Below are 15148 nucleotides of genomic sequence, written 5' to 3'. Positions count from 1 at the left end.
ATGAGCAGCGCTTCCCTTGACCGCCCCGCAGACGCGACCCCGGCCGCCGCGCCCGCCGCCGCACGCCGCCCCATCCGCATCGGGCTGGTGGCCGGCGGCCTGGGCGCCTACTGGCCCCAGTTCCCCGACCTGCTCCCGCAGCTGCGCCGCTCGGCCGCGCGCGTCGCCGAGCGCATGCGCGCCATCGGCGGTCCCGGAACGGCGGTCGAGGTGGTGGACGCCGGGTTCATCTCCGACGCCCAGGAGGGCGCCGACGCCGCGGCGCGGCTGCGCGCCGCCGACTGCGACCTGATCGTCTGCTTCCTCACCACCTACATGACCGCCACCATGGTCACCCCGATCGCGCAGCGCGCCGACGCCCCCGTCCTGCTCATCAACCTCCAGCCGTCGCCGTCGATGGACCACGACTCCTTCGACACCGGGCAGTGGCTGGCCTACTGCGGTGCCTGCCCGCTGCCGGAGATGGCCAACACGTTCCTGCGCTGCGGGATCCCCTTCCGGTCGGTATCGGGGCACCTGGAGGACGAGCGCGCCTGGACCCGCATCGAGCGGTGGGTGCGCGCGGCCGGCGTCCGCGCGGCGCTGCGGCGGGGCAGGCACGGGCTGATGGGGCACCTCTACCCGGGGATGCTCGACGTCTCCACCGACCTCACGCTGGTCACCGCCAACCTCGGCGGGCACGTGGAGGTGCTGGAGTTCGACGACCTGCGGGTGCGCCTGCCCGAGGGCGATTCCGCCGAGGTCGCCGCCAAGGTGGCCGAGGCGCGTGAGGTCTTCGAGGTCGACGCGTCGGTGGTCGACGACGATTTCCGGTGGGGCGCGCGGATCGCGGTGGGGCTGGACCGGCTGGTCGCCGATTTCGGCCTGGACAGCCTCGCCTACTACCACCGCGGGCTGGAGGGCGAGCTGCACGAGCGGCTGGGCGCGGGGATGATCCTGGGCGCCTCGCTGCTCACCGCCCGCGGCGTGCCGGCGGCGGGCGAGTACGAGCTGCGCACGTCGCTGGCCATGCTCATCATGGACCGGCTGGGCGGCGGCGGGTCCTTCACCGAGCTTCAGGCGCTGGACTTCGACCGCGGCCACGTCGAGATGGGCCACGACGGCCCCGCGCACCTGGCCATCAGCGCCACCCGCCCGCTGCTGCGGGGCCTGGGGGTCTACCACGGCAAGCGCGGGTGGGGCGTGTCCGTGGAGTTCGACGTCACGCACGGGCCGGTGACGACGTTCGGCGTCATCCAGCGCCGCGACGGCCGGTTCGCGCTCCTGGCCTCGGAGGGCGAGGTGGTGGACGGCCCGCACCTGGCCATCGGCAACACGACCTCGCGGGTGGACTTCGGCCGCGACCCCGGGGAGTGGACCGACGAGTGGAGCGCCACCGGGGTCTCCCACCACTGGGCGCTGGGCACGGGGCACCGCGCGGCGGAGATCCGCGCCGTCGCCGACCTGATGGGGCTGGAGTTCGTGCAGGTCTGACCGGCGACCGGGGCGGCCTCGTGTACCCCCCCCGGTGGTGCCCTGCATGTGCGTCCGCGCAATTGCACCGATTTTCGCGTGCAACCCGATGCGCCCACGGGCGGATCACCCCGCCTCCGCACCCCCTCGCGACGCGGCCGACGGGCCGCCGGGCCTCGCCCGGCGGCCCGTTCCGCTTTGCCCGGGCGGGGCCGCCGCACCCGCCGGAGAAGGGCCCGGAGTCGCGGTGAAAGGTCACGGCCGTGGTGCGGGTCCGGCGGCCGCTGCCTCGAGGAACGCGGCGGAAATGGCGTCCGGGTGATCTTCGCCCAGTGCGGGTGGATTTCTCCGCCGGACACCGCATTCACCACCATCATCAAAGCTCGCACCGAACGCGCACGATCGACAACGGGTCATTTTCCGACATAGCGGTCGATGTCTGCGTTACCTCGCATCCGGACGCGTCGTGCCTGGTCATGCGTTTCGATGGTGGATCTCGCGAACCGCCTGATGTCGCGGAACTCCTTTGCTAGGCTCACGCTTGAATCGGTCGAACATTAACGGTTCCACTGAAAACAGCGCGTTGTCCGTGCGAATATCTCAGGCGATCGGAGGAGCGCTTTCTTTGGGGCGTGCCGCATTTTCCGGGTGATCGTGGTGATCCGGTGAAATGAGGGCGGATGCCCCATTGCGCGGCGAATCCGAATGATCGCAGTGACGGCGACGCCCGGAGCGACCAACGCGGGCGTCCCGTGCGGCCCTTGCAGGAACCGGCGTGCCGCCCACCCGGCGCGCCCCAGGGCCGAAGTCGTTGTCCACCCCCACCCGAAACGAGGAGGCGTGTTGTGGCACAGGCGCCCTCACCGCCAGGTAGCGAAGGCCATCACCGAACGCAGATGACGGGCGCGTCGCGATCCCGCCGCGGCGGACGATTCCGCAGGCTGCTGTCGTGGTGCGGGCTGGCCCGGGCCCCGCGGGAGTCGCCGTGGGCGCCGCCCGCCCCGGCCCCCGCGCCCGCCCGGCCCCCGGCCCAGGAGCAGCCCCCCGCTCCGGCGCAGCAGCCCCCGCAGGCCGCGGCGCACGCGCAGGTGCCGGCACAACCGACCGCCCCGCCCCCGGCCCGGCCCGCGCCCTACACCGGGCAGCACGCGGGCCCGCCCGCCGTAGCGGCGCCCACCGCCCACCGGCAGTCGCCGCAGCCGCCGCCGTCCCGGCCGGCCGTACCGGCGCCCGGCGGCCCGCCCGCCGGCACCGCGCCGACCGGCCCCCGGGCCCGCGAATCGGCACTGATCACCGACGCCCTGGCGGGGCTGGCCATGCGCGACCTCGCCCTGGTCGACTCCCTCCTGGCGGTCGTGGAGAAGCTGGAGGACATCACCGAGGACCCCGAACTGCTCGACAAGCTGTTCGAGATCGACAACCTCGCCACCCGGATGCGCCGCAACGGCGAGAACCTGCTCGTGCTCGCCGACCAGGAGAGCGACGACCCCCACGTCGAGCCGGTCCCCCTGCTCGACGTCGCGCGCGCCGCCACCTCCGAGATCCGCGACTACAGCCGGGTGCACATCGGCCGGCTGCCCGAGATCTTCGTCGCGGGCGCCGCCGCCGACGACATCAGCCACCTGCTGGCGGAGCTGCTCGACAACGCCACCACGCACTCGCCCGACCACGCGCAGGTGGTCATCAGCGGCCAGAGCCGCGCGGGGGGCGGCCTGCTGATGACCGTGGAGGACGAGGGGATCGGCATCCCCGGCGACCAGCTCGCCGACCTCAACGCGCGCCTCAGCGGTGCCCCCGTCCTCGACGAGCGCGTCATGCGGCACATGGGCCTCTACGTCGCCAGCCGCATCGCGCACCGCCACGGGCTCCGGGTGCAGCTCGAAGGGCGCGCCTTCCGCGGGACCAGCGCCTACACCGTCATCCCCGAGCGCCTGCTCACCGCGTTCGGCCCGCGTCCCGAGGCCCCCGAGCAGCGGCCGACCCGCGGCATGCCGTCGGTCGCCCCGCACCCCCGCTCGCAGAGCGCGCCGCCCGCCCCGGCCGGCTCCCGCGGCCCCGGCCGCCCCAGCGGTGGCGCGGCGGTCACGGCGGCGGGGCTGCCCCGCCGCAGCGCCGGCCGGTCCGACGGTGCCGCGCGCGTGGTTCCGGCCCCCGTCCAGCCCGAGTTCACGCCGCCGCCCGCCGAATCGGCCGATGCCCGGGCCGAGCGGATCCGCGACGACCTCGGCGGCTTCATGGAGGGCGAGCGCGCCGCCACCGAAGCGAACGATTAGCGCGATGGCCCCGCACGGCATGCTCGCGCGCGACCGCGCGGCCTCCCGGCCGCGCACACGACCCCTAAACAGCAGTCAAGAGGCAGGAACACCCATGAACGACCAGTTGAGTGCCAACGCGGAGAATTTCACCTGGCTCATCTCCAATTTCGTCGGCGACGTGAACGGGGTCGAGCACGCCATCGTGGTCTCCTCCGACGGACTGCTGCTCACCTCCTCGCGCGACTTCCCCGAGGAGAACGCCGAACAGCTCGCGGCCATCGCCAGCGGGCTGCACAGCCTGGCCGTCGGCGGCGCGAACCTGTTCGCCAAGGGCACCTGCGAACAGCTGATCGTCCGCATGCAGCGCGGGCACCTGTTCGTGATGTCGATCAGCGACGGCTCCTGCCTCGCGGTGCTCAGCTCGCCCAGCGCCGACATGAAGATCGTCGCCTACCAGATGACGCGCCTGGTGGAGAACGTCGGCCACGCGCTCACCCCGCAACTGCGCTCTGAGCTGCGCGAAGTCATCGGAAACTGAGTCGGCGGTGCCAGGAACGGCTGGACCTGAATCATGAAGAGGTTGCCACAGTTATGAGCTACCGCAGGCGAAGGAGTACGCGCATCCGCCCCTACACCTTCACAGGGGGTAGGACCAGGTCGCGTCATCCGCTCATGGTGCAGACGCTCGTTTCGACCGCGGATCCCAGCAACGATCCGCCGCCGAATCTCATGCCCGAGTCGCAGAACATCTATCTGCTGTGCCGGGAGACGCGTTCCGTCGCCGAGGTCGCGGCCGAATTGAAGATCCCGCTCGGGGTCGCCCAGGTCCTCCTGAGCGACCTCGCCGAACTCGGCCTCGTCTACATCCACCCCACCATCACGGGCAACAGCCCGTCGGAAAACCAGGTTCTCGAAAGGGCGCTTCGTGGTCTCGAACGACTTTTCCAATGACATCCAGACCAAGATGTCGACCAAGATCGTCATCGCGGGGGGCTTCGGCGCCGGCAAGACCACACTCGTCAGTTCGGTATCGGAGATCCCCGCCGTGACCACCGAGGCGGTGATGACCGAGGCGAGCGTCGACTACGACGACACCTCGGCCACGCCCCGGAAGGTGACCACCACGGTCGCCATGGACTTCGGGCGCATCACCGTGGACCGGCAGCTGATCATGTACATGTTCGGCACGCCCGGCCAGGCCCGGTTCTGGTTCATGTGGGACGACCTGGTGCGCGGCGCGGTGGGCGCGGTCGTGGTGGTCGACTGCCGCCGCCTCGCCGAGAGCTTCGACGCGGTCGACTACTTCGAGACCAACCGCCGCATCCCCTACATCGTCGCGCTCAACAAGTTCGACGGCCGGCTCGACTTCTCGATCGACCAGGTGCGCGAGGCGCTGGAGGTCAGCGACGACGTCCCCATCATCGACTTCGACGCCCGCGACCGCTCCTCGGGCGGGATGGTGCTCAAGACGCTGCTCCGCTACGCGCTGGCCACCAACGCGGCCGCCACCCCCGTCGGCTGAGCCCCCATGCCGACCGGCACCCCTTCCGCGCGGGAGGGACACCTTCTCATCAGACCGATCCCGGGAAAGTACATACAGGATGCGTAAGATCCTCATCGTCGGCGCCGGTCAGTCGGGGCTCCACCTGGCACACGGCCTGCTCAGCCACGGGTACGACGTCACCGTGATCACCGGGCAGACCTCGACCGAGATCCGCACCGGGCGCCCGTCGATCACGCAGCTCACCTACCCGACCGTGCTGGAGTACGAGCGCGAGCTCCATCTGGACTTCTGGAGCTCACAGGCGCCCCACATCGAAAAGAGCAAGCTCCACCTCTACCCGTCCGGTGTCCCCGAGCCCATTCAGCTCGCGGGCCACTTCGACGGCTACGCCGTCTCCGTCGACCGCCGCGTGAAGATGGCCGACTGGCTGGAGTACTTCGAGGACTGCGGGGGCAAGGTCGTCATCCACGGCGTCACCCTGAGCGACCTCGACTACTTCTCCCGGATGTTCGACCTCATCGTGGTCGCCGTGGGGCATGGGGAGCTGGGTGCCCTCTTCGACACCGACCACAGCCGCTTCAGCAGCGCCCGGCACCGGGTCCTGGCGCAGGCCCACATCTACGACGTGGCGCCCGACCCCGGTGAGCCGGAGTCCGTGGGGTGGGTCGGCGCGGCCGAGGACGCCGGGATGATCTGGTTCTTCCCCATCCTCACGGCCGAGGGCCCCTGCCACTCCATGTTCGTCGTGGGCAAGCACGCGAGCCCCATGGACAGCTGGCAGGACCGGCCGAGCCCGCGCGAGCAGTGGCGGCGCATGCAGGACCTGCTCCAGAAGCACGCCCCGCACTACTACGAGCGGGTGCGCGGCGCCGAGCTGGTCGACGGCAACAGCCGCCTCATCGAGTCGCTGAACCCGCAGGTGCGCAAGCCCGTGGGGGTGCTGCCGTCGGGTGGGCGGGTGCTCGGGATCTCCGACGTCGTGATCACGTCCGACCCGTTCGCCGGCCAGGGGTGGAACAACTCCACGAGGTGCGCGAAGAGCTACCTGGAGTCCATCCTCCAGCGCGGCGACCGCCCCTTCGACGAAGAGTTCATGACCAGCATGTTCGAGCGGTTCTGGACCTATGGCAGGGTCGCCGAGCAGTGGGCCGAGACCATCTCGTCGTACTGGGAGATCGAGCAGCCGCAGCACCTCCAGGATGTGCTGGGTGCGGCCACGCAGTACCAGGAGATCGCCGACCGGTGGATCCAGGGCTGGAACAACCCGCCCGCCTACGCCGACTGGCTGTTCGACCCCGAGGGAGCCTACGCCTATCTCGCCGAGGTTACGGCGGCCCATAACCGATGATCGGAATAGGCGCAAAGCAACACCTTTTTATGCGGCCCGGATGCCCTCCTCGGAGGTTCCGGGCCGCTTGTCACTCGTGACCCATGAGCCTCACTGATATCAGGTAAGGCGGAGAGGGCTATTATCTGCACTCCCTAAGGGGAGTCTGCATATTGCCCGTGCTTATGCAGGGACGTTAGGCTGCCCCGTGGACTTTTCAGGTGGACAGCGGAGGGGATGCGGCATCCTGCGGCGCACGGCGCTCTTGGCTGCCGAAAATTTCTTCCGTGCGATTGCTCCTCCCCGGACCCCGGAGGTGTGCCGTGCGGGCAGCGCGTGTTGACGGACTCGGACAGTCCGTATCGCCATGCCGACTGGTTTCGGCCGGTCGGCGTCTTTCCCCGCGCGGAAAACCGTCGGCCGCGGCCACCCGTCCGATGTGTCGGACGGTATCACGACATAGCGGTCCGATGGCGGTCGAAGCGGCTTGGGATAACTCCCTCGGATTCTCCGAAACGCCACCAAAAACGGCGTGTCGGACATTTTGCTGAGGGTGATCCGCGGGAAGAGCATGGGCGGCCAGTGGGGGGTGACCCCGCTGCCGCTCCACGAATTCGGCGACGAGCGATGGTGAGTGGGGTGGCATGGTGCCGCGCGGTTCGCGTTGGGCCGGGAACGACGCCGTTTCCGGAATGGGGGCGGCGATCGCCGTCATCGGGATGGCCTGCCGCTTCCCGGGCGCGCCCGATCCCGGGGCGTACTGGCGGCTGCTGGCCGACGGCGCCAGCGCCATCGGCGAGGTCCCGCGCGACCGCGACGACCTCCTCCGGCCCGCCGGCGGGCCGCGCCGGGGCGGGTTCCTCGACCGGGTCGACGCGTTCGACGCCGGCTTCTTCGGCATCGCCCCACGTGAAGCCGCGGCGATGGACCCCCAGCAGCGCCTCATGCTGGAACTGGGCTGGGAGGCGCTGGAGGACTCCGGAACGGTCCCCGCGGCGCTGAGCGGCACCGAGACCGGCGTGTTCGTGGGCGCCATGGCCGACGACTACGCCGCGCTGGTCCACCGGAGCGGGCCGACGGCCATCACCCGCCACACGGCCACCGGGCTGTACCGGGGGGCGATCGCCAACCGCGTCTCCTACGTGCTGGGGGTGTGCGGGCCCAGCGTCGCCGTGGACGCCGGCCAGGCGTCGGGGCTGGTCGCCGTGCATCTGGCGTGCGAGAGCCTGCGCACGGGCGAGTCCCGCATCGCGCTGGCCGGCGCGGTGAGCCTCATCCTGGCGGCCGAGAGCGGCATCGGGATGGCCGAGTTCGGCGCGCTGTCCCCCGATGGCCGCTGCTACACCTTCGACGCCCGCGCCAACGGCTACGTGCGCGGCGAGGGCGGCGGCATGGTGGTGCTCAAGCCGCTGGCCGCGGCGCTCGCCGACGGCGACGACGTCCACTGCGTCATCCGCGGCAGCGCGGTCAACAACGACGGTGCCACCGACGGCCTCACCGTGCCCAGCGCGGCGGCGCAGGCGGCCGTCCTGCGCCGGTCTTGGCGCAACGCCGCAGCCGACCCGGCGGAGGCCCAGTACGTCGAGCTGCACGGCACGGGCACACCCGTGGGCGACCCGATCGAGGCCGCCGCCCTGGGCTCGGTCCTGGGAGCGTCGCGCCAGGCCGCGCGGCCTCTCGCGGTGGGTTCGGCCAAGACCAACATCGGCCACCTGGAGGGGGCGGCCGGAATGGCGGGGCTGATCAAGACCGCGCTGAGCATCCGCAACCGCGCACTCGTGCCCAGCCTCAACTTCGCCGCGGCCCACCCCCGCATCGACCTGGGGCGGCTGCGCCTGCGCGTGCAGACCGAGCTGGACACGTGGCCCGATCCCGACCGCCCGCTGCTCGCGGGGGTCAGCGCCTTCGGGATGGGCGGTACCAACTGCCACGTGGTCGTCGGCGAAGCGCCCCAGGCCGGGGCGTCCGAAGTACCGGCCCCGCCCGAGCCTGCCGGGCCCGTTGCACTGCGCCCGACCGAGCCTTCCGGGCCCACCGAGCCGTGCCCGCCGGTGCCCACCCCCCGGACCGAGCCCGGCTTGGACGAGGACGGCGCGCCGACGGCACCCTCCACGTGCTCGGCGGGGGTGACCGGCCCTCAGCCGTCGTGGCGTGCGCAGGCCGCACCGGGCCGCGATGCACGCGGGCCCTCCGGCCGCGGCGGCCCCGCATCGGACCGGGGCGTTGCGGCGGCGGCCGCGCCTGGCAGTGTCCGGCTCCGGCAGGCGGCACCGGATCAGGCGACCAGAGGGGGGAGGTCACTGGGCGCCCCCGCCCGCCCGCGGCCCAAACGGGCCGGAGGGATCGTGCCCTCCCCGACGCCCGGGGCACGCGATCCGCTCCCGGGGGCGGGCCCCACCGACCCGGCGGCCCGGCGGGGCCCCGAGGGCACTGAGCCGGAGAGCCCGGTGCGGGTGCCGGGTCAGGGCGGGGCCGCGGAGGTTGCGCGGGGGGCGGTGCGTGGTTCGGGGGAGGCTGCTCCGGCGTCCCGGGGGGACGACGTGCCGCGGCCGGATGCGCCCGTCGCACCGTCCGGGGACACGGGCGACGGCAGCGCGACGGGCATCGCCGGCGCCGGCGGGCACGACGGTCCGGAGCGGGCCGCGGGTCTCGGCGTCGTGCCGTGGGTCGTGTCCGGGCAGACCGAAGAGGCGCTGCGGGCACAGGCGCAGCGCCTGCGGGCACACGTCGGAGCCCGTCCCGGCGACACGAATACCGACATCGCCTTCTCCCTGGCCACCGGCCGGTCCGCGCTGCGCCACCGCGCGGTGGTGGTCGGAGCGGCGCGCGACCACCTGCTGCGCGGCCTGGACGCGGTCGCCGCGGGCGCCCCGGACCCGGGCGTCGTGCAGGGTGCCGCCGCACCCGGCGCAGGCCCGGCGCCGGTGGCGTTCCTCTTCCCCGGACAGGGGCCCCAGCGCGCGGGCATGGGCCGCGGGCTCTACACCGCCTTCCCGGCGTTCGCGCGTGCGCTCGACGAGGTGTGCGCCCACCTCGACCCCCACCTGGACCGCCCCCTCCTCGACACCATGTTCGAAGACGCGGCGGCCCTCGACCGCACGGAGTACACCCAGCCCGCCCTGTTCGCCTTCGGGGTGGCGCTGGTCCGGCTGCTGGACGTGTGGGGCGTCCGGCCCGGGCACCTCGCGGGCCACTCCGTCGGCGAGCTGACGGCGGCCCACGTCGCCGGCGTGCTGTCCCTGGACGACGCCGCCCGCCTGGTCTGTGCCCGCGGACGGCTCATGGCCTCGCTGCCCCCGGGCGCGATGCTCGCCGTGCGCGCGGGCGCGGCCGATGCCGGACGCGTCATCGCCGACGATCCCCGGCTGGCCGTGGCGGCGGTGAACGGGCCGGACTCAACGGTCGTGTCCGGTGCGGCCGACGCGATCGAGCGGGGGGCCGCGCGCTTCGAGGCGCTGGGCGTGCGCACGCGTCGGCTGCGGATCGGCCCGGCCGGTCATTCGCCGCTCATGGACCCCGTCCTGCCCGAGTTCCGCGCCGTGGCCGCCGGATGCGAGTTCCACCCGGCGGCGGTTCCGGTGGTCTCCACCGTTTCCGGGTCCCCGGCCGGCACCGAACTCTGCTCCGCCGAGTACTGGGTGCGCAACGCGCGCGAGCCGGTGCTCTTCGGTGAGGCGGTGAACGAGCTGCACACCGCAGGGGCGCGGGTGCTTCTGGAGGTCTCGCCCGACGGCGTGCTCAGCGCGATGGCGCCCGAGGCCGTGCCACCTGGCGTGGACATCGTTGCGGTCGCGGCGCAGGACGCCAAGCGGCCCGAGCCCGAAGCGCTGGTCACGGCGCTCGGTCGGCTGCACGCGGCCGGTGCCGCGGTGGACTGGCCGGCGTTCTTCGCCGGGAGCGGTGCCCGGCGGGTCGCCCTGCCCACCTACGCCTGGCAGCGGCGGCGCCACTGGTTCACCGACGACCCCGGAGCCCCGCCTCCACCGGCCGCCGCGGAGCCCGCCGAGAAGCCGGCCGCCGAGCCCGCCGCGCCGTCGGCCGCGCCGGGAACGGCGCCCGATGCCGATGAGGACCGGCGGCGCGGCTCCGCCGAGCGCGACGGACGGCCGACACCGCTGTCCACCCTCGCCGCCCTGGGTACCCGGAGCCGGATCCGCCTGGCCACCCAGTGGGTGCGGGCCGAGGCCGCCGCCATCGCCGGACACCCCTCGGCCGACGCCGTCGACCCCGAGCACACCTTCAAGGACCTGGGCTTCGACTCGCTGTCCGCGGTCGACCTCCGCCAGCGGTTGCGCGCCTCGCTCGGCGCCGACCTGCCCCCGACGGTGATCTTCGACCACCCCACCCCCGCCGCGCTCGCCCGGCACCTCTGCGACCTCGCCGTGAGAGCGGGGCGGGCCGACACCCCCGTCGCCGCGCACCCGCCGGCGGGGGAGCCCATCGCGATCGTGGGCATGGCCTGCCGCTACCCCGGCGGGGTGCGCTCGCCCGAGGACCTGTGGCGGCTGGTCGCCGAGGGCCGCGACGCCATCACCGGTTTCCCCGAGGACCGCGGATGGGACCTCGACGGCCTCGCAGGCACCGGCGCCGGCGGGCCGGGCCGCAGCCGCGTCCGCCACGGCGGGTTCCTCGACGACGCGGCCGGGTTCGACGCCGCGTTCTTCGGCATCGGCCCGCGCGAGGCGCTGGCGATGGACCCCCAGCAGCGCCAGCTCCTCGAAGTCTCGTGGGAGGCCGTCGAACGCGCCGGGATCGGTCCCGCGTCGCTGCGCGGCAGCCGCACCGGCGTCTACACCGGGGCCATGTCCTCCGGCTACGGCCCGCGCCCGCACGAGGCGGGCGAGGACGTCGAGGGCTTCCTGCTCACCGGGGGCACCGGCGGGGTGCTGTCGGGCCGGGTGGCCTACACCCTGGGGCTGGAGGGCCCCGCGGTCACGGTCGACACCGCCTGCTCGTCGTCGCTGGTCGCCCTGCACCTCGCCGCCCAGGCGCTGCGCGGCGGCGAGTGCGCGCTCGCCTTGGCGGGCGGCGCCGCGGTCATGGCCCACCCGGGGATGTTCACCGAGTTCTCCCGGCAGAACGGGCTGGCGCCCGACGGCCGGTGCAAGCCCTTCGCCGCCGGAGCCGACGGCACGGCATGGGCGGAGGGCGTGGGCGTGCTGGTGCTGGAGCGGCTGTCGGACGCCCGGCGCAACGGGCGCCGGATCCTGGCGCTGGTCCGCGGCAGCGCGATCAACCAGGACGGCGCCTCCAACGGGCTCACCGCCCCCAACGGCCCTTCACAGGAGAGCGTGATCCGCCAGGCGCTCGCCGGCGCCGGGCTGGCGGCGGCCGATGTCGACGCCGTCGAGGCGCACGGCACCGGAACGGCCTTGGGGGACCCGATCGAGGCCACGGCGCTGATCGCCGCCTATGGGCGCGCCCGCGACGCGGAGCGCCCGCTGCGGCTGGGGTCGCTGAAGTCCAACATCGGGCACGCGCAGGCGGCGGCCGGCGTCGGCGGGGTCATCAAGATGGTCCAGGCGCTGCGCAACGACCTGCTCCCGGCGACCCTGCACGTCGACGAGCCCACCCCGCACGTCGACTGGTCGGGCGGGTCGGTGGAGCTGCTGCGCGAAGAGGTGCCCTGGCGGCGGGGGGACCGGCCGCGCTGCGCGGGGGTGTCGTCGTTCGGGATCAGCGGCACCAACGCCCACGTCCTCATTGAGGAGGCACCGGTGGCGGCGGCCGCGGGCCCGGCCCGTCCGCCCACGACCGCAGAGGGGCGGTCCGGCGGTGCGACGCCCGCAGGGGACCACCCCGACCCCGCACCGGCCGGCGACGGCGCGGCCGTGCCCGCCGTGCCGGAGGCGTCCCCGCCCGTGGAACCGCCCGAGGACGGGGACGGGGTGCTGCCGTGGGTGATCTCGGCGCGCAGCGAGGCGGCGCTGCGGGAGCAGGCGGCCCGGTTACACCGCGCGGTCTCGGCGGCTCCCGGCATCGGGGACGCGGACGTCGGCCGCGCGCTGGCGGTCTCGCGCTCGGCCCTGGAGCACCGCGCGGTGGTCCTGGCGAGCGACCGTGCCGGGTTCATCGGCGGGCTCGACGCCCTGGCGCGGGGCGTACCGGCGGCCGGAGTCGTCACCGCGGAGCCCTCGGACGGCGCCCGCTCGTCCGCGCGGCGCGACCCCGTGTTCGTGTTCCCCGGCCAGGGCTCGCAGTGGGCCGGAATGGCCGCCGAGCTGGCCGCGGAGTCGCCGGTGTTCCGCGACGCCTTGGCGGAGTGCGCCGAGGCGCTCGCTCCGCACACCGGGTGGTCGCTCATGGACGCCGTGCGGGGCGGTGCGGACGCCCCCGCGCCGCAGCGGGTGGACGTCGTCCAGCCGCTGCTGTGGGCGGTCATGGTGGGGCTGGCCCGCTCCTGGCGCGCGCTGGGCGTCGAGCCGGCCGCGGTGATCGGCCACTCCCAGGGCGAGGTCGCGGCGGCGTGCGTCGCCGGTGCGCTGTCGACCGCGGACGCCGCCGCGGTGGTGGCGCTGCGCAGCCGGGCGGTCCGCGAGCGGGCGGGCGCCGGGGCGATGGCGTCGGTGCCGCTCCCGGCCGAGGCCGCCGGACGGCTCTTGGACCGCCTCCCCGAGGGCCTGCACATCGCCGCCTACAACGGGCCCGAGGCCACCGTGGTCGCGGGCGCCCCGAGGGCGATCGCCGCGCTGGTCGAGCGGTGCACCACCGAAGGGATCGCCGCGCGCGCCATCGACGTCGGCTACGCCTCGCACACGCCGCACATGGAGCGCCTGCGCGCCGACATCACCGGCCCGCTCGCCCACATCGCCCCCACCGCCCCCGAGGTCCCCTTCGTCTCCACGGTCACCGGTGCGCAGGTCGACGGCCCGGAGCTGGACGCCGCCTACTGGTACCGGAACCTGCGCGAGCCGGTGCGGTTCACCGACGGTGTCCGCACCCTGGCGGATGCGGGGCACGAACTGTTCATCGAGGTCAGCCCGCACCCGGTGCTCTCCGGTGCCATCGAGGGCACCCTGGAGGAGGCCGGGAAGGCGGGGGCGGCCGTCGGGTCGCTGCGCCGCGGCGAGGGCGGCGGCGCGCGGCTGCTGGCCTCGGCCGCCGAAGCGTTCACCCAGGGCGCCGACATCGACTGGGCGGCGGTGTACCGGGGCTCCGCCGCGGCTGCGGACCTGCCCACCTACGCGTTCCAGCACCGCCGCTACTGGCTGGCGCCCCCTCGGGCGGGGGAGGGGGCGACCTCGTCCGTGCCGCCGGAGACCGGCGATGGCGCCCCGCCCGATGGGGCACCGGGGGAGCGGCTGCGGGCCGATCTCGACGGGCTGGCGCCCGCCGAACGCGCGGCCGTGCTGCTGGAGCTGGTGCGCGACCACACCGCCCGCGCCCTGGGGCACGCGAGGGCCGCCGATGTCGAGCCCGGGCGCGGGTTCATGGACGCCGGGGTGGACTCCCTGACCGCCACACGCCTGCGCAACCGGCTCAACGCCGCGACCGGCCTGGGGCTGCCCACGACCGCGGTCTTCGAGTACGCCACCCCGGCCGCGCTGGCCCGGCGGATCGACGAGCTGCTGGCCGCCCCGCCCGACGCCCCCGGTGTGCCCGCCGACCTGGACCGGCTGGAGGCCGCGCTGTCCGCACCGGACATGGACGCAGACGAGCGCGCACGGGTGGTGGAGCGGCTCCGGCGCATCGTGGCCGACCACGGCCCGGTGGACTCGACGCCCCCCGCGCCCGTCCCCGACCGCGACGTCAATGACGCCTCCGACGACGAACTGTTCGATCTCATCTGCGACGAGTTCGGGATCTCGTGACCCTCGCACCAGCGAATCCGGGCCCGGGGAGTGGGGACATGAACAACGAGGCGAAGTTCCGCGGCCTGCTCAAGCAGATGACGACCGACCTGCGCCGCGCGCGCGGCCGCGTCGGGGAGCTGACCGAGCGCGCACACGAGCCGATCGCGGTCGTCGGGATGGCCTGCCGGTTCCCCGGGGGCGTGCGCTCCCCGGAGGACCTGTGGGACCTCGTGGCCGCCGGACGGGAGACCGTCGGCGACTTCCCCGACGACCGCGGGTGGGACCTGGACGGGCTCTTCGACCCCGACCCCGAGGTCCCGGGGACGACGTACGTGCGCCGGGGCCACTTCCTCGACGGCGCGGGCGGGTTCGACGCGGGGTTCTTCGGGATCGGCCCGCGTGAGGCGCTGACCATGGATCCCCAGCAGCGGGTGCTGCTGGAGGTGTCGTGGGAGGCGCTCGAACGGGCGGGGATCGTGCCGGGGACGCTGCGCGGCAGCCCGACCGGGGTGTTCACCGGCGTGACCGCCCAGGAGTACGGGCCGCGCGTGGCCGACGCCCGCGACGGGATGGAGGCGTACCTCCTCACGGGCCTCATGCCCGCCGTCGCCGCCGGCCGGGTCGCCTACACGCTGGGGCTGGAGGGCCCGGCCGTACCGGTCGACACCGCGTGCTCGTCGTCGCTGGTGGCGATCCACCTGGCCGCCCGGTCGCTGCGCGCCGACGACTGCTCCCTCGCGCTGGCCGGCGGCGTCATGATCGCCGCCGGGCCCGGCGCGTGGACCTCCTTCAGCCGCCAGCGGGGGCTGGCGGGCGG

8 protein-coding genes are annotated in these 15148 nt (G+C 74.1%); all 8 read left to right on the top strand.

The annotated features are described in order from the left end of the window. Positions 1-1473 carry an arabinose isomerase gene (locus ACFOVU_RS24010; protein WP_378537204.1) on the top strand — a complete coding sequence of 491 codons (1473 nt, stop codon included), beginning with the start codon at positions 1-3 and terminating at the stop codon, positions 1471-1473. Between the two features lie 875 nt (positions 1474-2348). Continuing rightward, positions 2349-3725 (top strand): ATP-binding protein, encoded by a 1377-nt coding sequence (locus ACFOVU_RS24005; protein WP_378537202.1) that lies wholly within the window; start codon positions 2349-2351, stop codon positions 3723-3725. A gap of 94 nt (positions 3726-3819) precedes the next feature. Then, on the top strand, positions 3820-4245 hold the full coding sequence (locus ACFOVU_RS24000; RefSeq protein ID WP_378537201.1) for a roadblock/LC7 domain-containing protein: 426 nt from the start codon (positions 3820-3822) through the stop codon (positions 4243-4245). Between the two features lie 53 nt (positions 4246-4298). Continuing rightward, positions 4299-4658, top strand: coding sequence for a DUF742 domain-containing protein (locus ACFOVU_RS23995; RefSeq protein WP_378537200.1), 360 nt, complete (start codon positions 4299-4301; stop codon positions 4656-4658). Positions 4659-4671: 13 nt separating this feature from the next. After that, positions 4672-5229, top strand: a complete 558-nt coding sequence (locus tag ACFOVU_RS23990; protein WP_378537199.1) for a GTP-binding protein — start codon at positions 4672-4674, stop codon at positions 5227-5229. A gap of 79 nt (positions 5230-5308) precedes the next feature. Continuing rightward, positions 5309-6559, top strand: a complete 1251-nt coding sequence (locus tag ACFOVU_RS23985) for a styrene monooxygenase/indole monooxygenase family protein (RefSeq protein ID WP_378537197.1) — start codon at positions 5309-5311, stop codon at positions 6557-6559. A gap of 671 nt (positions 6560-7230) precedes the next feature. Then, the gene (locus ACFOVU_RS23980; RefSeq protein ID WP_378537196.1) at positions 7231-14349 is read left to right on the top strand and encodes a beta-ketoacyl synthase N-terminal-like domain-containing protein; all 7119 of its coding nucleotides are present in this window, start codon (positions 7231-7233) and stop codon (positions 14347-14349) included. Positions 14350-14387: 38 nt separating this feature from the next. After that, positions 14388-15148, top strand: a 761-nt coding sequence (locus ACFOVU_RS23975) for a beta-ketoacyl synthase N-terminal-like domain-containing protein (protein ID WP_378537195.1), incomplete at its 3' end; no start/stop codon positions are given.

Source organism: Nocardiopsis sediminis (assembly GCF_042650565.1).
Taxonomy (GTDB): Bacteria; Actinomycetota; Actinomycetes; order Streptosporangiales; family Streptosporangiaceae; genus Nocardiopsis_B; species Nocardiopsis_B sediminis.
Note: the sequence above shows the minus strand (reverse complement) of the source record. Positions and strands in the feature narration are given on the sequence as shown.